General features: G+C 61.8%; 16 protein-coding genes. 2 read left to right on the forward strand and 14 right to left on the reverse strand.

Annotation, left to right across the window (positions count from 1 at the left end; all coding sequences use genetic code 11):
- The 14 genes from DOCECA_RS19885 to glnE form a co-directional block, all read right to left on the reverse strand.
- Positions 1-765, reverse strand: coding sequence for a glycosyltransferase family 2 protein (locus DOCECA_RS19885; protein WP_420766154.1), 765 nt, complete (start codon positions 763-765; stop codon positions 1-3).
- A 56-nt stretch (positions 766-821) separates the two neighbouring features.
- Positions 822-1778, reverse strand: coding sequence for a glycosyltransferase family protein (locus DOCECA_RS19890; RefSeq protein ID WP_445570965.1), 957 nt, complete (start codon positions 1776-1778; stop codon positions 822-824).
- Between the two features lie 63 nt (positions 1779-1841).
- A complete protein-coding gene (locus DOCECA_RS19895) occupies positions 1842-3245 on the reverse strand; it encodes a PIG-L family deacetylase (protein ID WP_445570966.1) in 1404 nt (467 codons plus the stop codon).
- An 8-nt stretch (positions 3246-3253) separates the two neighbouring features.
- Positions 3254-4150, reverse strand: coding sequence for an antimicrobial resistance protein Mig-14 (locus DOCECA_RS19900; RefSeq protein ID WP_420766151.1), 897 nt, complete (start codon positions 4148-4150; stop codon positions 3254-3256).
- The gene (locus DOCECA_RS19905; RefSeq protein WP_434649143.1) at positions 4150-5280 is read right to left on the reverse strand and encodes a glycosyltransferase; all 1131 of its coding nucleotides are present in this window, start codon (positions 5278-5280) and stop codon (positions 4150-4152) included. The genes DOCECA_RS19900 and DOCECA_RS19905 overlap by 1 nt, the downstream gene beginning before the upstream one ends.
- Entirely contained in the window at positions 5264-7021 is a 1758-nt protein-coding gene (locus DOCECA_RS19910; RefSeq protein WP_420766149.1) for a carbamoyltransferase family protein, read from the reverse strand. Before DOCECA_RS19910 ends, DOCECA_RS19905 begins: the two co-directional genes overlap by 17 nt.
- A gap of 291 nt (positions 7022-7312) precedes the next feature.
- Positions 7313-8773 (reverse strand): lipopolysaccharide kinase InaA family protein, encoded by a 1461-nt coding sequence (locus DOCECA_RS19915; protein WP_434608137.1) that lies wholly within the window; start codon positions 8771-8773, stop codon positions 7313-7315.
- Positions 8773-9525 (reverse strand): lipopolysaccharide kinase InaA family protein, encoded by a 753-nt coding sequence (locus tag DOCECA_RS19920; RefSeq protein ID WP_420766147.1) that lies wholly within the window; start codon positions 9523-9525, stop codon positions 8773-8775. Before DOCECA_RS19920 ends, DOCECA_RS19915 begins: the two co-directional genes overlap by 1 nt.
- Positions 9522-10256, reverse strand: a complete 735-nt coding sequence (locus DOCECA_RS19925) for a lipopolysaccharide kinase InaA family protein (RefSeq protein ID WP_434561006.1) — start codon at positions 10254-10256, stop codon at positions 9522-9524. Before DOCECA_RS19925 ends, DOCECA_RS19920 begins: the two co-directional genes overlap by 4 nt.
- Positions 10256-11062: a lipopolysaccharide core heptose(I) kinase RfaP gene (rfaP, locus tag DOCECA_RS19930; protein WP_420766145.1), complete on the reverse strand. Its 807-nt coding sequence runs from the start codon at positions 11060-11062 to the stop codon at positions 10256-10258. The genes DOCECA_RS19925 and rfaP overlap by 1 nt, the downstream gene beginning before the upstream one ends.
- The gene (locus tag DOCECA_RS19935; protein WP_434561010.1) at positions 11062-12183 is read right to left on the reverse strand and encodes a glycosyltransferase family 4 protein; all 1122 of its coding nucleotides are present in this window, start codon (positions 12181-12183) and stop codon (positions 11062-11064) included. The genes rfaP and DOCECA_RS19935 overlap by 1 nt, the downstream gene beginning before the upstream one ends.
- Positions 12183-13241 (reverse strand): lipopolysaccharide heptosyltransferase I, encoded by a 1059-nt coding sequence (gene waaC / locus DOCECA_RS19940; RefSeq protein WP_420766143.1) that lies wholly within the window; start codon positions 13239-13241, stop codon positions 12183-12185. Before waaC ends, DOCECA_RS19935 begins: the two co-directional genes overlap by 1 nt.
- 1 nt (position 13242) lies before the next feature.
- Positions 13243-14277, reverse strand: coding sequence for a lipopolysaccharide heptosyltransferase II (waaF, locus tag DOCECA_RS19945; RefSeq protein ID WP_434561014.1), 1035 nt, complete (start codon positions 14275-14277; stop codon positions 13243-13245).
- A gap of 1430 nt (positions 14278-15707) precedes the next feature.
- Positions 15708-18647, reverse strand: a complete 2940-nt coding sequence (gene glnE, locus DOCECA_RS19950; RefSeq protein WP_434649148.1) for a bifunctional [glutamate--ammonia ligase]-adenylyl-L-tyrosine phosphorylase/[glutamate--ammonia-ligase] adenylyltransferase — start codon at positions 18645-18647, stop codon at positions 15708-15710.
- Positions 18648-19029: 382 nt separating this feature from the next.
- On the opposite strand from glnE, the gene aceE reads away from it, so the two are divergent.
- The gene (gene aceE, locus DOCECA_RS19955; RefSeq protein WP_420766140.1) at positions 19030-21675 is read left to right on the forward strand and encodes a pyruvate dehydrogenase (acetyl-transferring), homodimeric type; all 2646 of its coding nucleotides are present in this window, start codon (positions 19030-19032) and stop codon (positions 21673-21675) included.
- 11 nt (positions 21676-21686) lie between these two features.
- Positions 21687-23333 carry a dihydrolipoyllysine-residue acetyltransferase gene (aceF, locus tag DOCECA_RS19960; protein WP_434649152.1) on the forward strand — a complete coding sequence of 549 codons (1647 nt, stop codon included), beginning with the start codon at positions 21687-21689 and terminating at the stop codon, positions 23331-23333.
- The last annotated feature ends 260 nt before the right edge of the window (positions 23334-23593 follow it).

Raw genomic sequence — 23593 nt, forward strand, 5'->3', positions numbered from 1 at the left:
TCAATAATTGATAAGCCAGCCAACACAGACTCCGAGCAAAAGGATCAGAAAGAGCTTGATTTGCTCACGGCGCCTGCGACGCGCCTTGCGCTGGCGTTCGACAGGGACTTCGACATGGACACCGAATCCGGTGTGTAAAACAGCATCCCCTTCAAGGGTGACCGCGGTCAAGTTCAGTTGAGCGTAACGAAGCGACAGGGCCTTTTCGCCACCAAAACCGGCAAACGGGGCGCACAACTGGTATTCCTTCAAACGGCGCAGGCCAGGGTTGAGGGAAAAACTCTGCCATTCAGGCTTGTCGGATATCAGTGGATAGCACGGCACGCCGCCGATCAGCTGACGCTCACCCAAGCGAATGTAGGGACTGTGGACACACAGGTCGTAGACATAATTGCGCAGCCATACCTGGAGAATCTCGGGCCGCAGTTGCAGGACCGTCAGAGAGTCCTCCACGAACCCCGGGCGGTAGAACTCCCAGTCATCCTCGCAGTGGAAGATATACGCTGTCTTGACGTGTCCGTAGGCCAGATCGATCGACGCCAGCTGCCCCAGCTTCGGCCGATTGATGAAAACCGTGCAGTGCGCCTTCCAATGGGCAGGAAGGACCTCATGCACCCCATCGTCGCCCGCATCTTCGGTAATGAACACTTCGCGGATAGGCGCAGTATTGAAACGGTCGAAACTCTCGAGCGTCCGCTTGAGCAGGTCGAGCCGGCCGCAACTGGTGACCACCAGGGTGATGTCACTATCGTCGGAAAACTGCACTGAAATACCATTTAGTCAAATGCCACCCAGGTCGTTGGATGGCATCGCGGTTTTTGTTAAATGCCCAGTTTCTGGCGCAAGGACTCTAGCAGACTCAACGGTTCGCGCGGTCGCAGCGGAGGTTCCAGCGCTTCCACGATTTTTTGTCCGGTACGCGCGAAGCTGAACTGCTCCAATGCCAGCCTGTGGCCGTTGCGGGCGATACTTTGCGCCAGTTCGGGCTCCGCGCGCAGCCGGGAAAGTTTTTCCTGAAGTTGCGGGATGTCCCGATACAACACCACGTTATGCATGTCCTGCAACCCTAGCGCCCGCGCTTCCTCGGCGCCTTGATCATAGGCCAGCAGCACACAACCGCAGGCCATCGCCTCGAAATTCTTGATCATGTACTCGCCCATGCCCACATCGGCACTGACGAAGAAGCGGATCCGATTGAGAGTTTCGCAATACTCTTCGCCGGACTTGGTACGGGTGACGACCAGCGGCTCGACGCGCGCCAGCTCGTCCAGCAATGCCTTGCGCCCGCTATAGGCGACGCTGTTGGTACTGCCGACAAACGCCAGCTCGATGTCCCGCTCGCGCTGCTGGTCTTGCAACAGCGATTGATCATAGCCCTTGGGTACGAAAACCGCATCGAACCCTTCGGCACGCAAGCGTTCGGTCACAATGAACCCGGAGCTGATGACCCGCACCCACGGCAGGCGTCGGTAATGAGCGCTGAACTTGCCGGTGTATTTGCACGGGATGTAGTTCTGGTAGGCATCATGCTCCAGGATCACCAGGTTGGGGATCGTGCGGATGAACCCCGCCTGGCGGATTTCCTGCTTGAAGCGCAGGAAAAATACAATCCGGTCGTAGCGGGAGACGTCCACGTGTCTCCGGAAATAGCCTCGCAGGTTGCGTTGCTCCTGGCTGTCGAGCCAGCGCAGGTCGCACTCGCAATGGGCGGCGACACCTTCATAGAGCCGATCCAGGATGGCCCGTTGTTCTTTCTGCACCAGAAACAGAACTTTCATCGTCTTCCTTGCGGCACCGAACGACTTGATAGATAACCGGAGGCCTTGTAGCCCCCTGGGCCCTTAAAGCCGCCAGAACAGTTCATGACGGCGTACAGCCTTGCGAAAGAATTCATTCTCGCCATAGGGCGACTCCCGGCGCCCGGCCAACAGACGCTGGATACCACGACGCAATCGACGCTTGAACGGAGCAGGCGGCTGCAGGTCATGCATCATGCCCAGCGCCATGGCCTTGTCACGTTGCTCGGCCAGGGTCAGGCCCAGGCTGAACGGATGCATCGGCCGGGCCGGGTCGAAATGGGGCGGCAACGCGACGCCCATGCCGGTATCACCCATGGGCCAACGATCGTTGTCGTGCAGGTGGTTGGCGTAGCCCAGCAGCACGGAGGGCTGCCACTCCAGTCCTTCCAGCGCCTGCAAGACAGCCTGGTGGGCACAAAGATGATCGGGATGCGGATCGAGCGTCGGGTGAGGCAGCACAATCACTTCGGGGCGCGCCTTGAGCAGCACTTCACGCAAGTCCGCCAGCAGGTTGTTCCAGGTCGGCGCACCGTCTGCATCGCCGGGCAAGGCAAACGGGTTCAGTTGGCGAAACAGCCGGGTATCGCTCAGATCCGCCTCGCGGGAGCCCTGGGGTTGGCCGGGCGCGGCTTGCATCGCCGCCAGTTGCAGGCAGAAATACCCCAGTTGCACGCAGTGTTCCTGCGGCACACCGGCCCAACGCGGCACGGCGAGGCTGTCCCAGGCGCGCAATCGCCCCTTGAGCCGCGCAGCTTCGGCACGTCCCAGGCCCATGCGCTGGTAATGTTGTGCTTCGATTTCCCCGGCCGTCAGGGTGACGATCCAGGCCTCTTCGGCCTGGCTGTAGAGTCCGTAAGCGGCCAGTTCCGCATCGTCGGCGTGGGGCGCGATAACCATCAGCCGTGGACGCTGTAGCTCCATCGGCGCAAACGACCACAGCATCGGCTCGCCCGACAAGCGACAAAAGCGTCCGCGCAAGCGCAATTCACCCCGGGACAGCACCGCGCCCTGCTCACTGAGGTTGAGGTAGCGCAGGCCGTTGACTCCACGCTCGAATGTTTGTCGGTCCGCCGCTTCACCGCCCGACAACTCGACGCTCGGATCGAAGAAACGCCCCAGCCAGGTGCTTTTGATCCGCAAGGCCAGGACCAGAGTCGCGCCGTCATCGAGAATCACACCTTCATCCAGGCGCAGTCGCCCTGCATTGAGGTGAACCTTCGGTTGCTGCGTGAAGGGGGGGAAATCGTACTGGTAGTCATCCTTGGGCGAATAGAACAGATGATCGGCGAACCACGCCTCGTGGGCTACCCAGCCCAACAGCGCCAGCACCAGCGGCAGCCACCAGGCCACCCAAACGCCTATCAGCCCCAATACGACAAGGGCGCACAACAGCCCCACGCGCTTGTTGCGACGATGGCGCTTGAGCAGTTGTTGTTTTCGATTCATCGGCGGGTTCATACGCTGAATACCGGCACGGGGTTGCACCAGCGATCCTTGTATTCGCGATCCGCCCGGCCAAAGGAAAACCGCAACGGCTTGCCCGCGGCCCGGGCGTGCTCCCAGGCGCCTTGCGTATTGAGGAAGCTCAAGACGCTGCCCGGGCTGAATTCGCGAGTCTGCGGGTCGACGCCGCCATTGATGTATTCGACGCTGATCCATTCAGGCGCTTCGACGCGATAGACCAGTTGGATGGCGATGGGCGCATCGTTGAGAAAAATCACCGAGCCGATCAGCAGCTCGCGCAGCAGCTCGACCACCTCGCCCATGCGCTCGGCACCGGTGGCGGGAAAACCCCAGCGACGCTGGAACAGATCACAGTAGATCGACGCCAACTCGGTACTGGAGAACTCGCCGACCGGCCGCACCTGCCCGCCGGCTTCCTCCAGAAGACGCAATTCACGGCGCTGGTTGTAGCGGAACTTCTTGGACAGTTCTTCCGGCAGGCGAGCCATGGCCAGCTGCTCTTTCTGCAGTTTCAAACCGCTGAAGCGACCTTCATTGAGCGCCGACAGATACCGCCCTCGATGACGCAACGGTGCCTGGGTGTCGGGCGCGGCCGGCAGGATCAACTCGGCATTGCCCAGGTCGAACAGGCCTTTTTTTCCGCTGCGCTTGAGCACGTCCTTCGACAGCGCCAGATCGCGGCCCCAGGTCGGAATTGCCGCCTTCAGCTCGCCGCCCTGCTCGAATGCCAGGTAACGCACGGGAATCCCAGCCAGGGCGGCCAGGCGCTCCACGACCAGGGGGTGTGTCGCCACACTGCCGCCAAAACGTTGCCACGCCTGGGCGTAGCTCGAGGCATCCGTGGTGGTCCAGCCGCGCTCTCGCCAGCCTTGGAATCGGTTGAGCATCAGTTCCTCGGCGCCAGTTCAGTCACTTGGGGCAAGCGCCAGAATGCCTCGCGTACGGCGCGATCGGAAAAACGTTCGCGCAAGCGCTCCAGCATCAACTCGGCGCATTGGCGCCGCTGCAATTCGTCCATCGCAGCCAGGTGTTGCAGCCCTTGGGCCATGTGCTCGGCGTCACCGAGCGGGAACAGGATGCCGACGCCCTCGACGACCTCCTTTGCGCCACCGCAGGCCGTGGCCAGCAACGGCACGCCGGCAGCCATGGCTTCGAGCAGCACCATGCCGAACGGCTCGTGATCGGAGCTCAGCGCAAACGCGTCGAAGGCACGGAAATAACGACGGGCCTCTGGCACCTGGCCGAGAAACAGCACGCGGTCGGCAATGCCCAACTCTCGCGCCAGAGCCTTGAGGTCCTGTTCCAGGCGCCCCTTGCCCAGAATCGCCAGTTGGCTGTGGCTTGGCAGGTACGCCAGCGCAGCGCCAAAACCGCGAAGCAGGGTGGCCTGGTCCTTGTCCGGATGCAGGCGTCCGACGTTGCCGACAATCCAGGCGTTCGCTTCCAGCCCAAGGGTTTGTCGCGCCTGCTCCCGGGAAACCTGGCTGGCCTGCAAGGCCTCCAGATCGATACGGTTGTAGAGGGTCTGGATCCTGCCGACCGGCCATTTTGGCAGGCAGCGACGCATGTCGTCGCGCACGGCGTCGGACACCCCGAGCAAGCTCAGGCGCTTGCGAAAAACCTGGGCGAACAATCGGCGGGTACGCCGTTGATAATCGCCAAAGGCATGGTGCACGCCGATCACCGGCAACCCGGTGCCGAGCAGGGCGATGTAGATCGGCTTGAACCGGTGGGCGATGCATAAACTGAAATTGCGCGAGGCGGCGATCTTGCGCAGATCGCCGATGGCACCCAGCTTCAGGCCGCGAATGGCACTGGAGCTGTACTCCATGAACAACACCTCGTCCGAGGCACAGGCAGCGGCAACCTCGGCGTCCGCCGAGCCGGTGAGAAACACCGTGGTCACACGATAACCGGTTCCGGCGAACAGACTGGCGTACTGACGGGCGCAGTCCAGGAACGGCCCGTCATAACCGTGGCAGAACTGCAGCACATGTCGCTCAGCCGAGCGTGTCATAAGCGTCCACGCCGTCCTTGACCACCAGGATGTCCTCCATGATCAGGTATTGCAGGTCGGAACCATAGAACATGTTCAGCGCGTCGGTGGGCGAGCAGATCATGGGTTCGCCGCGACGGTTGAGTGAGGTATTCAGCGACACGCCATTGCCGGTCAGGACTTCCAGGGCTTTCATCATGTCGTAGTAACGCGGGTTGTATTCACGCTTGAGCACTTGGGCCCGGGAGGTGCCGTCTTCATGGACCACTTCCGGCACGCGGGTTTTCCATTCCTCAGCCACTTCGAACGTGAAGGTCATGAACGGTGCCGGGTGGTCGACCTTGATCATCTGCGGCGCAACGGTGTCGAGCATCGACGGGCAGAAAGGCCTCCAGCGTTCGCGGAACTTGATCTGTTCGTTGATGCGGTCGGCCACGCCGCTGGCGCTTGGGCAACCGATGATCGAACGACCGCCCAAGGCCCGCGGGCCAAACTCCATGCGGCCCTGGAACCAGGCAACCGGGTTGCCGTCGACCATGATCTTGGCGATGCGCTCAGGGGTGTTGTCGATCTTGCGCCACGCCGGCTTGCTCGGGTGACGGGCGCAGGCGGCGATCACATCTTCGTTGCTATAGGCTGGGCCGAGGTAGACGTGTTCCATCTTCTCCACCGGCACGCCACGGGCGTGGGACACATAAGCCGCCGCGCCCACCGCCGTACCGGCGTCGCCGGAAGCCGGTTGCACGAACAGCTCCTTGACGTCATCGCGGGCGATGATTTTCTGGTTCAGTTTGACGTTCAATGCGCAGCCGCCGGCGAACGCCAGCTTGCCGGTTTCCTTGAGCACGTCGCCCAGGTAGTGATCGATCATTTGCAGCGCAAGCTTCTCGAACAGCGCTTGCATGCTGGCCGCGTAGTGAATGTACGGCTCGTCGGCGATGTCGCCTTCGCGTTTCGGACCGAGCCACTCGATCAGCTTTGGCGAGAAGTAGAAACCCTTGCCTTTCTCTTTATAGCGGCGCAGGCCGATCACGTTGGCGTAATCGGTATTGATCACCAATTGGCCGTTTTCGAACGAGGCCAGGCGCGAGAAATCATATTTGCTGGCGTCGCCGTAGGGCGCCATGCCCATGACCTTGAATTCGCCATCGAGCATCTCGAAGCCGAGGAACTCGGTGATCGCGCCGTACAGGCCACCCAGGGAGTCCGGGTCGTAGAATTCCTTGATCTTGTGGATCTTGCCGTTTTCGCCATAGCCGAAGAAGGTCGTGGCGTATTCGCCCTTGCCGTCGATGCCGAGGATGGCGGTTTTTTCCTGGAAGCCCGAGCAGTGATAGGCACTGGAGGCATGGGCCAGGTGGTGCTCGACCGGCTCGATCTTGATTTTTTTCGGGTCGAAACCCAGTTGTTCCAGGCACCAGACGATCTTGCGGCGATAACGTTTGTAGCGACGATTGCCCATCAGAATCGCATCGAGGGCACGGTCCGGGGCGTACCAGTAGCGCTTGGCGTAGTGCCAGCGCGCTTCGCCGAACAGGCTGATCGGGGCAAAGGGGATCGCCACCACGTCAACGTCGGACGGCTTGATGCCGGCTTGCTCCAGGCAGAACTTCGCCGACTCGTAGGGCATGCGGTTCTTTGCATGTTTATCGCGTACGAAGCGCTCTTCCTCGGCCGCCGCGATCAGCTTGCCGTCGATGTACAGCGCTGCGGAAGGATCATGGCTAAGGGCGCCGGACAGGCCAAGAATCGTCAATGCCACAGGGGTCTAGCCTCTTATGTCTGCATACGGGCGACAAGCGCCGCGAAAAAATGATGTGCCACGCATCAAGGGTACGGGGCAGCTAAAGGGCGGGATTATAGCTTAAAAGCGATCTTAAGCCTCTAGCGGAGTCGTAGGGTTTACACGGTCCGTGGCGAGGGAGCTTGCTCCCGCTCGGCGGCGCAGCCGTCACAGGAACTGCGAATCGTTTTTTCCTGGTACTGCGCGTTGAATGGCGTCGGGGCTGCTGCGCAGCCCAGCGGGAGCAAGCTCCCTCGCCACGGTGAGCGGTTACACGATAGCCGACGTGTTATCGACTGCCTTCGGCAACCGCTGATCGATCACCCGATACAGCGCACTTCCCTCAGGCCAATTACGCATGAACCGTGCGCGATCCCGGGCGTAGGCTTGGGCGAAGCTGGCCTGGGTCCGGTGTTGGCACATGGAATCAAGGTCGATCAATGCCCAGCGGTCGTCTTGCCAGAACAGGTTGTGTCCTTTGAAGTCACCGTGGCTGATGCGCTCGCGGATCAGGTCGGCGAACAAGCGATCCAGCGCCAACAGCTCGGACTCAGGAGCTTCGCCGCTTTCCACATGCGGGGCGAAGCGTTCGATGATGTCCGGGCCAGACAGGTGTTCAGTGACCAGATAGGCGCCACGACGCAACCACAGGAAACGCTTTTCCAGCAACGCCAGTGGCTTGGGCGTGGCGATGCCGAGGAAGGCCAGCCGATGGCCTTCGCGCCAGGAATGCCAGGCTCGGCTCGGGCGCCAGAAGCGCTTGAGCCAGTGGGCGAAGCCCTTGATGTTGTAGCGTTTGATTACCAGGGTGCGACCGTTCGATTCGACCTTACCGACACTGGCGGCACCACCGGTCTTGTACAAGTGACCCTGGTCAAGCAACGCATCGGCATGCTCCAGCACCGGGACCATGGCCGTTTCTTCATCGCGACGAATAGCCCGCAGGCCGAACGGCCCGCGCTGCACGCTGAATAAGCTGCATTCGCGCCCGACCTTTTCAAGGAAATCTTTCAGCCGCCAGGCGTGGACCTTGTCGATCTGTTTTTGCAGCGCTTCCATCGGCAGGGCGTGTTCGGCGTTACTCAACAGGTAATGCACCAGCAACTCTTCATTGAACGGCTCGATGGATTTTGGAAGCTGGGCAAAAAACACCCCCAGGTTTTCCAAGACCTTTTGCCGCGACAATGGCTGGCCGGGGGTTTCGGCGCGAATGCCGGCCCCATCGATGAGATAGAGCTTGTCGCCATGGCGCAGCAGATTGTCCAGGTGCAGATCTTCTTGCCACAGGCCCTTGCCGTGCAGCTGCGCAATAGCGCCCAGCGCCTCGGCCAGCACCGCCGTTTGTTCGTCCGCCAGCATGGGGAGATGTTCGACCTGCTTCCAGGCATCGCCAAGACTCTCGGCGCCTTCCAGCAGCTCGAACAGCAGCCAGCCACCCTCGCCTTCTTTCAAGCCATCGGCCAGCAGCAATGGGGTCGTCAGCCCCTGTTCCGCGAGAAGGCGAACACCTTGCAGCTCTCGTTGGAAATGCCGCGGCGCCTTGCTGCCCACCAGTAACTTGGCCAGCACCGGCCGGCCGCGCCAGATACCGGCGCCGACGTAACGCTGCCCAGGCAGCACCCGCAACAGTGACAACAGTTGCAATTGCGCCGGGCCAGCGGCATCCGCCAGCTCCAGGCTCAGGGGCAGGCTCGGGCTGCGGCCAGCGCCTTTCAATTCCGACAAATGCATCAGCGGGTCTCCTTATGAGTGCGTCGAGCGCTCAGGCGGGCCAACCATCGATCGACCAGCGCACCGTCAAGCGGTTGGTCCAGATAGGTAGACAGCAGCTGACGCACATCCTCTTCACTCCAGGCCCGGGCCCGGCGCAGCAACGGCTCCAGGTCCTTGACCCGGTCACGCTGCCCGAACAGCAGCGGACGGGTCTTTTCCAGGTCGATCAACTGTGCCTGGTGACCGCCGGCAGTGGCCTGCAGAAAAATATGCTTGGGATAGAAACAGCCATGCACCTGATGCATGTCGTGCAGTCGCCGCGCCAGGTGACCACAGGCCTGAACGATGGTGGTGCGTTGCACGGTCGTCAGGGACGGCCAGCGCTCCAGGAGCGAATCCAGGTCATCCCAGCCGTCCAAGGCGCGGGTCAACAGAATCGCCCGCACCTCGCCGTCCACTTTCCGTCGCCCGTAGAAGACCGCCTGCAACGCTGGGATACCCAACTGGCGATACCGGCTGATGTTGCGAAACTCCCGGGAAAAACTGGGTTCGCCAAAAGGGTGCGATAGCGTCCGGGTCAGGTAATTGCTTTGGCGCTTGAGGTAATAACCCTGCCCCTCGAGCTCCAGCCGGAACACACTGCTCCAGCCATCGCCCGCCGTATTGGGCTCGTCCACTGCGTCCAGCTTGCGCAACCAGAGGGCTTCGAAGCTGTCCAGGCCATGGCGCTCCAGCAAGGCCCGGTCTTCGGCGGCCAGGAAATCGGTCATTCACGCCCCTCGAAAAATCTCACCACGTGGCGAATACGTTTCTTGTCGCACGCATCGAGCCGGTCGCGCTGGCGATATTGCAGGTAAAAACGCAGGCGCTGGGTGGCCGACAAATGATATTTGGCGACTTTGTCCAGGCATGCCAGGTCTTTGGTGATCCGGTACTTGAGCCAGAAGCCGCGCCAGAAGTCACCGTTCGGGCAGTCGATCAGGAACAGACGCGCCCGGTCGTCGATCAGCAGGTTGCGCCATTTCAAGTCGTTATGGGTGAAACGGTGATCGTGCATGGTCCGGGTATAACCGGCGAGCTGCCGGCTCACGCCATCGACCCAGGCGCGATCGTCGAGCCGCGAATCGTGCCGCTCGGCCAGGGCTGAAAGGTCTTCGGTGCGCGGCAATTCGCGGGTGATCATCGCGCCGCGATCATAGGCCGCACCCCGTCGTTCCAGCCCCCAGGCGACAATTTCCGCTGTGGGAATACCCCACTTGGCGAAACGCTTGAGGTTCTGCCATTCCGACTTGACCCGTGGCTTGCCCAGATAACGACGCAAGCCCTTGCCGGCGCCGGTATAGCGCTTGACGTAATAATTCACGCCGTTGCGTTGTACGCGGATCACCTCTGACAGTGGATCGCGGGTCAGGCGCTCGCCCTGGAGGGCGAACACCGCGTCGAGGCTGCCGAAATCCTGTGCCAGCTCAGCGTAGGCGGGTTCCAAATTCCAACCCGACATCAGAGCGCATCCCCGTACCGCTGTTTGCGCTCATACAGTTTCTTGGCCTTGCCTTCGAGCCAGGCCAGCAACGCAGCCTCTTGCGCCAGGATCTGGCGCAGCGGCTGCTGGAAATAGCCCTTGAGAAAACGCAGCTTGTCGCGCCGGGTCAAGCCAATGTCCAGCGCGGAGAAATACAGCGCCGCCAAGTCTTTGTTACGCCAGCGCGTGGTGATAGCCGGACGGGTCTGGGCGCGGTGCAGGTCGATCACCGAGAGTTTGAAATCCTCGGGCGTCACCGGTTTGTCGGTGTGCAGCAGGAAGTGGCAGATGTAGCAGTCGCGATGGTTGACCCCAGCGCGGTGCATCATGCCGGTCATGCGCGCCACTTCGGCGATCAGTGCTCGCTTTAGCCGGGGCTGCGGAGGCTGCTTGACCCAGTCGAGGCTGAAGTCTTCAAGGCTTATGGTAGGCGCCAGCTCCTCGGTAACAATAAAGGAATGCTGGTCCGCCGGATTGTTGCCCTTCTCTCCATAGGCAACGGCGGTCATGGTTGGCACGCCGACTTCCTGCAGCCGTTGGATGGCCTTCCATTCCTGGCCCGCGCCCAGCACCGGCAGCTTGGCGGTGAGCAGGTTCTTGAAAATCTCGCCCCAGCCGATGCCACGATGGATTTTCACGAAAAAACCGCGACCCTCTACCTCCGTGCGCAGGGTGCGCCGGGCTTCGAGCTCACGGTAGACCTCGCCCTGGAGCGCTTCGACTTCGACGAACGCATCGCGCCCGGCCCAAAGGCTCTTGAACGGTTCGGCCAGCATCAATTTCATTAAGCGTGCTCCGCCAATATCACATCGGCCGCGTGCTGCGGCATGCTGTAGAGGTCGGCCGTCTCGGCGAAGGCCAGACCATTGCGGCTCCAGGCCGCCCTCGCTTGCGGATCACTAAGCATCCGGCTCAGATATTCGGTCAACTGCGCCTGTTCGAACGGCTCATCCAGCACCAGGCCGCTGTCGGCCTCGGCGATGTAGTGAGCGTACCCGCACACCGCGCTGACCAGCACCGGCAACCCGGCCACCAGCGCTTCGAGCAGTACCGTGCCGGTGTTTTCGTTGTAGGCCGGGTGGATTAACAGGTCGGCACCGAGCAGGAAACGCGGGATATCGCTGCGACCCTTGAGGAACCGCACATTATCGCCCAGACCCAGCGCAGCGCTCTGCATCTGGAATACCTTGGGGTCGTCCTGGCCGATTACAAACAGCCGAGTGCGTTTTTTCAATTGCGTGGGCAGCGCGGCCAGGGCCTTGAGGCTGCGGTCGACGCCCTTGGTCTTGAACCCGGAGCCGATCTGCACCAACAACAAATCGTCGTCGGCCAGCTCGAATTCGGCTCGGAACGCCGCCCGGATCTCATCGGCATCGGCGGGCCGACGACGGTCGTGGGCAATGCCCGGCGGCAGCAGGTGAAAGCGCTCCAGCGGCGTGTCGTAGTGCTTGATGAACAGCGGCTGCTGGACTTCGGAAATCATCAGGACTTCAGTCTTGGCGTCCTTGGCGAACACGGCCCGCTCGTACTCGGCAAAATGCCGGTAACGCCCCCAGCGTCGGTACAGCGAATTGCGCAGGTTCTGCGCCTTGTCTTCGAAGCAGCCGTCGGCGGCGTAGTACACGTCCAGGCCGGGCATTTTGTTGAAGCCGATCAACCGGTCCACCGGGCGCTTGGCCAGGTCGGCCTCCATCCACGCGCTGAGTTTCTCGTTGCGGCGGTGATTGAACAGCGCCTTGACCGGCGCCACCAGCACTTCGAAGCCGGGCGGGACGTCACCTTCCCAAATCAGCGTGTAGACGCGTATCTGGTGACCGCGTCGCTGACACTCCAAGGCGATGCGCATGAAGTCACGCTGCAGGCCGCCGAAGGGGAAATATTTGTAAAGGACAAAAGCCAATTGCATCAGCGCGGCTCCTCAGCCAATAACGTGCTCAGGTGGCTGGCAACACGCTCGGGATTCAGACGCGTGAAGCACAGGGGCTGCTCGCGTTTCAGGTCGAACCGCCGGGCATCTTCGGCGGTCGGTGGGTAAGTGCATTGTTTCTGCATGCACGGGGCGCAAGGAAAATCGCTGGCGAGATGAATCTGGCCCTTGCCATAGGCGCCGGTCAGCACCGGGTTGGTCGGGCCGAGCAGCGAGATGGTCGGCACATCCAGAGCGGCGGCCAGATGCCCGAGGCCCGTATCCACGGCCACGCAGGCCTGGGCACCGGCGAGCACCTTGCCCATGCCGCCCAGGTTCAATTTCGGCAGCACCAAGGCATTGCGCAGCCCGTTGGCGATGCGCTCGGCCCGAGCCTTCTCGGCCGGGTTGCCCCACGGCAGTTTCACCACCACGCCGAATTGCCCCATGCGCTCGGTGAGCTGACGCCAGTAGAGCTCAGGCCAATGTTTGGATTCCCACGTCGTGCCATGCAGGAAAACCACGTAGGGGTATGGGCGCGGCAATTCAACCAGTCGGTCGATGTCCAGGCCATAGCTGCCCTGGGTTTGCGGCAAGTCATAGCCCAGCGCCAAGGCGAACAGTTGACGTACACGCTCCACCGCATGCTGACCACGAGCGACCGCCAGGCGACGCGAATAGAAGCGCGCCGCGAGCGGTTCACGCGCCGAATCCTTATCCAGCCCAGCCACCGGTGCCTTGACGTAGCGGGTCAGCCAGGCACTTTTAAGCAGGCCTTGGGCATCGATCACCAAATCATATTTTTCGGCGCGAATGCTCTGTTTGAAGCGTCGCCATTCACCGCTTTTGAGGGTTTGCCAGAGGTTCTTGCGCCAGCGCCGGATCGCCACCGGGATGACCTTGCCCACGGCCGGATGCCAGGTAGGGATTTCGGCGAAACCCTCTTCCACCACCCAGTCGAATGTGATGCCAGGAATTGCCCGCGTCGCATCGGTCAGCGCTGGCAACGTGTGGACCACATCCCCCAGCGAAGAGGTCTTGATCAACAATACCCGCAAGTTACCGGACCTCCACGGGAGTACCCTGCAAACGCTCCAGGGCCTCGTTCACCGCCGGCGGCATCAGCTGGCGCAGGCAGTTGTAATGGCCGAAGCGGCAGGTACGGTCGAAGCATGGACTGCACTCGATGCCCAGGCGCACGACTTCGACCTGATCGGCCAACGGCGGAGTAAAACCCGGCGAAGTCGAGCCGTAGACCGCCACCAACGGACGGTTCAGCGCGGCCGCGACGTGCATCAAGCCGGAGTCATTGGACACCACCGAATCGGCGCAGGATAACAGGTCAATCGCCTCAGCCAGGGACGTGTCGCCGCTGAGGTTGACCGACTCTTCCCGCAGGCCCGGAATCAGCCGCGAACGGATGTCTTCGCCCACCGAGTGATCGTTTTTCGAACCGAACAGCCAGACTTGCCAGCCTTCACGGATCTTCGCCTCGGCAACCTGGGCGTAATGCTCCGCCGGCCAGCGCTTGGACTCACCGAACTCGGCGCCCGGGCACAGGGCCAATACCGGGCGATCCAGGGTCAGACCGAACTTGGCCAGGGCCGTTTCGCGCGTTACCGGGTCGATTTGCAGGCTCGGCCGCGGATACGGCTTGGGCAATTCGGCCCCCGGCTCGTAGGCCAGGGCCATGAAGCGCTCGATCATCAATGGATAACGATCTTTGTCCAGCGTGCGCACGTCATTGAGCAAGCCATAGCGAAACTCGCCGCGCCAGCCTGTGCGCTTGGGAATGCCGGCAAAGAACGGCACCAGCGCCGATTTCAGCGAATTGGGCAACAGGATCGCCTGGTCGTAGTGGCCGACCAGTGATTTGCCGATGCGCCGGCGAGTCGCCAGCTCCAGCACGCCATGGCCGAGCGGAAAGCTCAAGGCCTTGCGCACCTCGGGCATGCGCTCAAGGATCGGACGGCTCCATTCAGGGGCCAGAACGTCGATTTCGCACTGCGGATGACGCAGCTTCAGACACTGGAACAGTGTCTGGGCCATCACCATGTCACCGACCCAACTGGGCCCAACGATCAGAATATTCATGTGCTTTCCAAAAACGATACGGGGAGGCCTACGCCTCCCCGCCTCGAGAATCACTGTGGCTTAGGTCGTTGCCTGTGGCCTTAATCTACAACACACCGCCAATCAACTGTGGGAGCGAGCCCGCTCGCGATGGGGCCAGCACATCCAACATCGATGTCGCCTGACCTACCGCTATCGCGAGCAAGCTCGCTCCCACAGGGGTTGCGCACAAGTATCCATTATCGTGCAGCACCGCCAATCAACTGTGGGAGCGAGCTTGCTCGCGATGGGGCCACCACATCTAACATCGATGTCGCCTGACCCACCGCTATCGCGAGCAGGCTCGCTCCCACAGGGGTTGCGCACAAGTATCCAATACCGTGCGGCACCGCCAATCAACTGTGGGAGCGAGCTTGCTCGCGATGGGGCCAGCACATCCAACGTCGATGTCGCCTGACCCACCGCTATCGCGAGCAGGCTCGCTCCCACAGGGGTTGCGCACAAGTATCCAATACCGTGCAGCACCGCCAATCAACTGTGGGAGCGAGCTTGCTCGCGATGGGGCCACCACATCCAACATCGATGTCGCCTGACCTACCGCTATCGCGAGCAGGCTCGCTCCCACAAGGGCTCCGCATAAATATCCAACACCGTGCGGCACCGCCAATCAACTGTGGGAGCGAGCTTGCTCGCGATGGGGCCAGCACATCCAACGTCGATGTCGCCTGACCTACCGCTATCGCGAGCAGGCTCGCTCCCACAGGGGTTGCGCACAAGTATCCAATACCGTGCAGCACCGCCAATCAACTGTGGGAGCGAGCTTGCTCGCGATGGGGCCACCACATCCAACGTCGATGTCGCCTGACACACCGCTATCGCGAGCAAGCTCGCTCCCACAGGGGTTGCGCACAAGTATCCAATATCGTGCAGCACCGCCAATCAACTGTGGGAGCGAGCCCGCTCGCGATGGGGCCAGCACATCCAACATCGATGTCGCCTGACCCACCGCTATCGCGAGCAAGCTCGCTCCCACAGGGGTTGCGCACAAGTATCCAATACCGTGCGACACCGCCAATCAACTGTGGGAGCGAGCCCGCTCGCGATGGGGTCAGCACATCCAACATCGATGTCGCCTGACCCACCGCTATCGCGAGCAAGCTCGCTCCCACAGGGGTTGCGCACAAGTATCCAATACCGTGCGGCACCGCCAATCAACTGTGGGAGCGAGCTTGCTCGCGATGGGGCCAGCACATCCAACGTCGATGTCGCCTGACCTACCGCTATCGCGAGCAAGCTCGCTCCCACAGGGGTTGTGCACAAGTATCCAATACCGTGCGGCACCGCCAATCAACTGTGGGAGCGAGCTTGCTCGCGATGGGGCCAGCACATCCAACGTCGATGTCGCCTGACCTACCGCTATCGCGAGCAGGCTCGTTCCTACATTCGATCCTTTAACTCAGCCCCAGCTCTCGCCAGATCCGCATCACCTGTCGACGCTCATCCACGAACTGGTCGCCTGCAATCACCCCAGTGTCTTTCTGCAAGGCCTGGCGGTGGGCGGCGGAGCGGTAGGCCTTGTAGGCTTCGCGCAACAGCGTGGCATCCTCGGCAGGCATCAATCCGACCTCCTGCAATCCGTCCAGGATGCGGATGTTATCGGTGTAGCGCACCAGTGAAGGGTACGCCTCGGACCAGGCCAGGGCCGCGTATTGCACCATAAATTCAATATCGACGATACCTCCGGCGTCCTGCTTGAGGTCAAAGGGCGCCGTGGCTTCGAAGGCATTCGGCGCGGTCCCGGCGGCGGTGGCCTTGCTGCCAAGGTTGTCGCGCATCTTGGCGCGCATCTCGCTGACTTCCTGGCGCAGCGTCGGCAAATCACGGGTGCGTCCCAACACCTGGGCGCGGACTTTTTCGAACGCCTGGCCGACGTCCTGGCTGCCCACCAGCACTCGCGCACGCACCAACGCCTGATGCTCCCAGGTCCAGGCTTCGTTTTCCTGATAGCGGGCAAACGCCCCCAGGGAACTGACCAGCAAGCCCGACGCTCCGGACGGCCGCAGACGCATGTCCACTTCATACAACTGCCCGGAGTTCGTCTGGGCCGTCAACAAGTGAATGATCCGCTGGCCAAGCCGGGTGAAGAATTGAGCGCCGTCGATGGGTTTCGGGCCGTCGGTTTCAGCCTGCGGGTCGCCATCGTGGATGAACACCAGGTCCAGGTCGGAACCATGCCCCAATTCCAGGCCACCGACTTTCCCATAACCGACAATGATGAACCCCGGATCGCACGGGCTCCCATCGGTGCGCAACGGTACGCCATGCTTGGCGACTGTCTGGCGCCAGGCCAGGGCCAGCACCTGCTCGAGGATCGCTTCGGCCAGCCACGTCAGGTAGTCGCTGACTTTCATCAACGGCAGGCTGCCGGCGATTTCCGAGGCAGCGACGCGCAGTCGGTGGGCCAGCTTGAAATGCCGCAAGGCTTCCATCTGTTGTTCGAGATCGTCCTCGGGGATGCGCGTCAGCCGCTCGCGCAATTCCGCCGCCAGCTCAGGCGCCAACGGCGGCTTGAACAAACGGCCTTCGTTGAGCAACTCATCGAGCAACAGCGGAAAACGGGTGATCTGCTCGGCAATCCATGGGCTCGCCGCACACAACGTCAGCAAACGCCGCAACGCGCCAGGGTTCTCGGTCAGCAGCACCAGATAAGCCGAACGGCGGGCCACGGCTTCAACCAATGGCAATACCCGTTCCAGCACCAGGTCTGGATTGGCGTGCTCCACCGCCTGAGCCAACAGGCGGGGAATGAACGCATCCAGGCGCTCGCGCCCCAAACGTTGCATCGCGCGCAATTGCGGGCTGGCGCGCAAGGCAGCCAAGGCCCTCAGCGCCTTGGACGCATCGGTGAAACCGCCCGCCTCCAACTGGCGACACGCCGCTTCCTCATCCTGGCTGTCTTCCCACAGCGGCAGCCATTCTCCACCCACCGCGACTTCGCCTTCGCTGCCCTCTTCTTCGTCCGGATCGGCGATGACCTGGCCGAAATGCCATGCCACGCGCCCACGCCAATGCATCAGCTGTTCGTGGAACGCCGACCAGTCGGCGAAGCCCAGCATGAACGCAATGCGCGCCTGATCCTGCGCAGTGTCCGGCAGCATCTGCGTCTGGCGGTCGGCAATGGCCTGGATCGCATGTTCGGTGTAACGCAGGAACTCATAACCCTGGCGCAACTCGTCGATCACCTTGGACGGCAGGTAGCCCTGGCCCTCCAATGTGCCAAGCACCTTCAACAACGGTCGTTGCTGCAAGCTCAGGTCGCGACCGCCATGGATCAACTGGAACGCCTGGGCGATGAACTCCACCTCGCGGATGCCGCCCGAACCCAGCTTGATGTTGTCGGCCATGCCCTTGCGCCGCACCTCCTGCTGGATCAACTGCTTCATGGTGCGCAACGCTTCGATGGCGGAAAAATCCAGGTAACGGCGATAGACGAACGGGCGCAGCATGTCGAGCAGTTGCGCGCCGGCCACCTGGTCGCCCGCCACCACCCGCGCCTTGATCATCGCGTAGCGTTCCCAGTCGCGCCCCTGATCCTGGTAATACTGCTCCAGGGCATTGAAGCTCAGCACCAGCGCGCCGGCCGAGCCATAGGGACGCAGACGCATGTCGACACGAAACACAAAGCCATCGACGGTCATCGGATCGAGGGCCTTGATCAGGCGCTGGCCAAGGCGGATGAAAAATTCCTGGTTATCCAGCGGCCGCTTCGCGCCGACGGTTTCGCCGCCTTCGGGATAGGCGAAGATAAGGTCGATGTCCGACGACAGGTTCAGCTCGACGGCGCCTAGCTTGCCCATGCCTAGGATGACCATCTGCTGCGGCTCGCCACTGCGCCGGCCGGTGGGTATGCCCAATTGCTGACTCAGGCGTTGGTACAACCATCGATAGGCCTGGTCGATGCAGGTGTCGGCCATGTCCGAGAGATCGCGACAGGTCTGGACCAGGTCCGCCTGGCGGGTCAGGTCACGCCAAATGATGCGCACCTGCTGGCGGGTGCGCTGGCGACGCAGCACGCGACCCAACTCATCTTCGGTTTCGGCGGCCTGGACGGCGGCGCCGATCTGCGCGCACATTTCACCGGGGGCCAGGCTGCGGTCCAACTCGCCGCTGCGCACCAGCTCCAAGAGCATCGACGGGTCTCGTACACTTTGCTCGATGACAAAGTCGCTGGCCGCGACGACGCGATTGAACTCGGCCCAGCGCTGCGGCGTCCAGGCAGAGAGCCCATGGTCGTCGTCCAGAGTGGCGACCGCCGCGCGGAACGACTGCTCGGCCCGACTGACCAATGACTGGAGAATCGCCGGTATTTCGGCAAGCGAGGGCAGGCTCATGGTCTATCCTTGATCGGCGCGGGAAAGGCTGGATGTAGTGTTTTTTCGAATGCCACTACCTGATCGACTGTCGAACAAAGATGATAAATAGCTGATTTTCTGGTTTTATTGGCAGCCGGCATCAAGTTTTTACCTGTTCGAGTTGGCTAATGACCAACAGTAACGATTATTCTCACAACGAAACGAGGGGCCATAAGCCGCTCATGTGTAGTTTTACTACTCGTCTATACATTCGAAAGGCTGAAACGGCCAACGATTTGTAGTAAAACTACACGCCGCCGAGACAACCTTCGGCAATCCAAGAATTTATATCGTCTGCCCACAAGGCCAGTCGCAAACTCAGGCAACCGATTCTGGTAGCCTTTCCGCCCTGGAGCAAGCCATGCAAGACCTCGATCCCGTCGAAACCCAGGAATGGCTGGACGCCCTGGAATCGGTTCTCGACAAAGAAGGCGAAGACCGTGCTCATTATCTGATGACCCGTATGGGTGAACTCGCAACCCGCAGCGGTTCGCAACTGCCCTACGCCATCACCACGCCATACCGCAACACGATCCCTGTCACCCACGAAGCACGCATGCCTGGCGACCTGTTCATGGAACGCCGCATTCGCTCGCTGGTGCGCTGGAACGCGTTGGCCATGGTCATGCGTACCAACCTGAAAGATTCTGACCTGGGCGGTCACATCTCCAGCTTCGCCTCCAGTGCGACGCTGTATGACATCGGCTTCAACTACTTCTTCCAGGCCCCGACCGACGAACATGGCGGCGACCTGATCTACTTCCAGGGTCACGCATCACCAGGCGTCTACGCCCGTGCGTTCATGGAAGGCCGCATCACCGAAGACCAGATGAACAACTTCCGCCAGGAAGTGGACGGCAACGGCCTGTCCTCGTACCCGCACCCTTGGCTGATGCCTGATTTCTGGCAGTTCCCGACCGTTTCCATGGGCCTGGGCCCGATCCAGGCGATCTACCAGGCGCGCTTCATGAAGTATCTCGAAGCCCGTGGCTTCATCCAGCCAGGCAAGCAGAAAGTCTGGTGCTTCATGGGTGACGGTGAGTGCGACGAGCCGGAATCCCTGGGTGCGATCTCCCTGGCCGGCCGCGAGAAGCTGGACAACCTGATCTTCGTCATCAACTGCAACCTGCAGCGCCTCGACGGCCCGGTTCGCGGCAACGCCAAGATCATCCAGGAACTCGAAGGCGTGTTCCGTGGTGCCCAGTGGAACGTCAACAAAGTCATCTGGGGCCGCTTCTGGGACCCACTGCTGGCCAAGGACGTCGACGGCATCCTGCAACGCCGCATGGACGAAGTCATCGACGGCGAGTACCAGAACTACAAGGCCAAGGACGGCGCGTTCGTCCGCGAGCACTTCTTCAACTCGCCTGAACTCAAGGCGATGGTTGCCGACCTGTCCGACGACGAGATCTGGAAGCTCAACCGTGGCGGCCACGACCCGTACAAGGTCTACGCGGCGTACCACCAGGCGGTCAATCACAAAGAGCAACCGACCGTCATCCTGGCCAAGACCATCAAGGGTTATGGCACCGGTGCCGGCGAAGCGAAGAACACCGCGCACAACACCAAGAAGGTCGACGTCGAGAGCCTGAAGCTGTTCCGTGACCGCTTCGACATCCCGGTCAAGGACAGCGAACTGGAAAACCTGCCGTTCTTCAAGCCGGAAGAAGGCAGCGCCGAAGCCCGTTACCTGGCCGAGCGCCGCGCCGCCCTGGGTGGTTTCGTGCCGCAGCGTCGCGCCAAGAGCTTCAGCATCCCGACGCCGCCACTCGATACCCTCAAGGCCATCCTGGACGGCTCGGGCGACCGCGAAATCTCCACCACCATGGCTTTCGTGCGGATCCTGGCGCAACTGGTCAAGGACAAGGAAATCGGCTCGCGCATCGTCCCGATCATCCCGGACGAGGCCCGTACCTTCGGTATGGAAGGCATGTTCCGCCAGTTGGGCATCTACTCGTCCGTCGGCCAGCTCTACGAGCCAGTCGATAAAGACCAGGTGATGTTCTACAAAGAAGACAAGAAGGGCCAGATCCTCGAGGAAGGCATCAACGAAGCGGGCGCCATGAGCTCCTTCATTGCCGCCGGTACTTCGTACTCCAGCCACAACCAGCCGATGCTGCCGTTCTACATCTTCTACTCGATGTTCGGCTTCCAGCGTATCGGCGACCTGGCCTGGGCCGCTGGCGACAGCCGTACCCGTGGCTTCCTGATCGGCGGCACCGCCGGCCGGACCACCCTCAACGGTGAAGGCCTGCAGCACGAAGACGGCCACAGCCACATGCTGGCCGGGACCATCCCGAACTGCCGCACCTATGATCCGACCTACGGCTACGAGCTGGCGGTGATCATCCAGGACGGCATGAAGAAGATGACCGAAGAGCAACAGGACGTCTTCTACTACATCACCGTGATGAACGAGTCCTACCAGCAGCCAGCCATGCCGGCGGGCGTAGAGGCGGGCATCGTCAAGGGCATGTACCTGCTCGAAGAAGACACCCGCGAAGCGGCGCACCACGTCCAGCTGATGGGCTCCGGCACCATCCTGCGCGAAGTGCGTGAAGCGGCGAAGATCCTGCGTGAAGAGTTCAACGTCGGCGCCGACGTCTGGAGCGTCACCAGCTTCAACGAACTGCGTCGCGACGGCCTGGCCGTGGAGCGCAGCAACCGCCTGCACCCTGGCCAGAAGCCAAAGCTGAGCTACGTCGAAGAGTGCCTGAACGGCCGCAAAGGTCCGGTCATCGCCTCTACCGACTACATGAAGCTGTTCGCCGAACAGATCCGCCAGTGGGTTCCTTCCAAGGAATTCAAAGTGCTGGGCACCGACGGTTTCGGCCGTAGCGACAGCCGTAAGAAGCTGCGTCACTTCTTCGAAGTCGACCGTAAGTTCGTTGTGTTGGCAGCCTTGGAAGCCCTGGCTGACCGCGGCGATATCGAACCTAAAGTGGTGGCCGAAGCCATCGCCAAGTTCGGCATCGATCCGGAAAAACGCAACCCACTGGACTGCTGAGGAGAATTTTCGTGAGCGAACTCATTCGCGTACCTGACATCGGCAGCGGTGAAGGTGAAGTAATTGAACTGTTTGTGAAGGTCGGCGACCGCATCGAAGCCGACCAGAGCATCCTGACGCTTGAATCGGACAAGGCCAGCATGGAAGTGCCTGCGCCGAAGGCCGGTGTCATCAAGAGCCTGAAAGTGAAGCTGGGCGATCGCCTGAAGGAAGGCGACGAGTTGCTGGAGCTGGAAGTCGAGGGCGCCGCCGCGGCACCTGAAGCGGCCGCCCCTGCTGCTGCCCCGGCGGCGGCTGAAAAGCCTGCCGCTGCGCCCGCTCCCGAAGCGGCTCCAGCTCCGGCCGCCGCGCCTGCCGCCGCCACTGTTCAGGACATCCATGTCCCGGACATCGGTTCGTCGGGCAAGGCCAAGATCATCGAAGTACTGGTCAAGGCCGGCGACACCGTCGAAGCCGACCAGTCGCTGATCACCCTGGAATCCGACAAGGCCAGCATGGAAATCCCATCGCCGGCCGCCGGTGTGGTAGAAAGCGTCGAGATCAAGCTGGAAGACGAAGTCGGCACCGGTGACCTGATCCTGAAGCTGAAAGTGGCCGGTGCCTCGGCGCCTGCCGCGCCAGCCCCGGCTGCTGCGCCTGCTGCCAAGGCTGAAGCCGCCCCAGCGCCAGCGCCAGCCGCCGCCCCCGCCGCCAAGGCCGAAGCGGCTCCTACCCCTGTCGCCGCGGCGCCTGCGCCTAGCGGTGCCAAGGTGCACGCTGGCCCTGCGGTGCGTCAGCTGGCCCGTGAATTCGGTGTCGAGCTGTCCGCCGTAGGCCCGAGCGGCCCTCACGGTCGTGTGCTCAAGGAAGACGTGCAAGCCTACGTCAAGGCCATGATGCAGAAGGCCAAGAACGCACCGGCCGAAGGCGCCACCGGCGGCGCGGGCATCCCGCCGATCCCGGCGGTGGACTTCAGTCGCTTCGGCGAAACCGAAGAAGTGGCCATGACTCGCCTGATGCAGATCGGCGCGTCGAGCCTGCACCGCAGCTGGCTGAACATCCCGCACGTGACTCAGTTCGACCAGGCTGACATCACCGAGCTGGAAGCTTTCCGCGTTGCGCAGAAAGCCGTGGCGGAAAAGGCCGGCGTGAAACTGACGGTCTTGCCGCTGCTGCTCAAGGCCTGCGCGCACCTGCTCAAGGAACTGCCGGACTTCAACAGCTCCCTGGCCCCAAGCGGCAAGGCTGTGATCCGCAAGAAATACGTGCACATCGGCTTTGCCGTCGACACCCCGGAAGGCCTGCTGGTACCGGTCATCCGCAACGTCGACCAGAAGAGCCTGCTGCAACTGGCTGGCGAAGCCGCTGCCCTGGCCGAAAAAGCCCGGAACAAGAAGCTCACCGCCGACGACATGCAGGGCGCCTGCTTCACCATCTCCAGCCTCGGCCACATTGGCGGCACCGGCTTCACGCCGATCGTCAACGCGCCGGAGGTGGCGATCCTGGGTGTTTCCAAGGCCACCATCCAGCCAGTCTGGGACGGTAAAGCCTTCCAGCCGAAGCTGATGCTGCCACTGTCGCTGTCCTACGATCACCGCGTGATCAACGGCGCCGCCGCAGCGCGCTTCACCAAGCGCTTGAGTGACCTGCTGGGCGACATCCGCACCATCCTGCTGTAATACCGAACGGCCCTCCCTTGCGGAGGGCCGTTTGACTGCTGTTTTCCGAGCGCCACGCTCGTACCTCAACCCCGCCCGTTTGGCGGGGCTTTTTTTGCTCGGGCTAAAACCGTATTTCACCAACGGTTTTTCCTACCCCCTTGCGCATAAAAGACTACTTGCTCTGGTAGTCGTTGCCCACAACTACCGCCCCCTGCCCTACCGATATTTAACCTGCTTGCGGCTTTAGCATGAATCCAGCGCGCCCAACAACTTTGGCG

The organism is Pseudomonas sp. E102 (genome assembly GCF_052660185.1).

Bases quoted from the DNA above. Each gene is read 5' to 3' on its own strand.
- DOCECA_RS19890 (WP_445570965.1), bottom strand. From the start codon at position 1,778: ATGAAAGTTCTGTTTCTGGTGCAGAAAGAACAACGGGCCATCCTGGAT.
- DOCECA_RS19895 (WP_445570966.1), bottom strand. From the start codon at position 3,245: ATGAATCGAAAACAACAACTGCTCAAGCGCCATCGTCGCAACAAGCGC.
- DOCECA_RS19900 (WP_420766151.1), bottom strand. From the start codon at position 4,150: ATGCTCAACCGATTCCAAGGCTGGCGAGAGCGCGGCTGGACCACCACG.
- DOCECA_RS19905 (WP_434649143.1), bottom strand. From the start codon at position 5,280: ATGACACGCTCGGCTGAGCGACATGTGCTGCAGTTCTGCCACGGTTAT.
- DOCECA_RS19915 (WP_434608137.1), bottom strand. From the start codon at position 8,773: ATGCATTTGTCGGAATTGAAAGGCGCTGGCCGCAGCCCGAGCCTGCCC.
- DOCECA_RS19920 (WP_420766147.1), bottom strand. From the start codon at position 9,525: ATGACCGATTTCCTGGCCGCCGAAGACCGGGCCTTGCTGGAGCGCCAT.
- DOCECA_RS19925 (WP_434561006.1), bottom strand. From the start codon at position 10,256: ATGTCGGGTTGGAATTTGGAACCCGCCTACGCTGAGCTGGCACAGGAT.
- rfaP (WP_420766145.1), bottom strand. From the start codon at position 11,062: ATGAAATTGATGCTGGCCGAACCGTTCAAGAGCCTTTGGGCCGGGCGC.
- DOCECA_RS19935 (WP_434561010.1), bottom strand. From the start codon at position 12,183: ATGCAATTGGCTTTTGTCCTTTACAAATATTTCCCCTTCGGCGGCCTG.
- waaF (WP_434561014.1), bottom strand. From the start codon at position 14,277: ATGAATATTCTGATCGTTGGGCCCAGTTGGGTCGGTGACATGGTGATG.
- glnE (WP_434649148.1), bottom strand. From the start codon at position 18,647: ATGAGCCTGCCCTCGCTTGCCGAAATACCGGCGATTCTCCAGTCATTG.
- aceE (WP_420766140.1), top strand. From the start codon at position 19,030: ATGCAAGACCTCGATCCCGTCGAAACCCAGGAATGGCTGGACGCCCTG.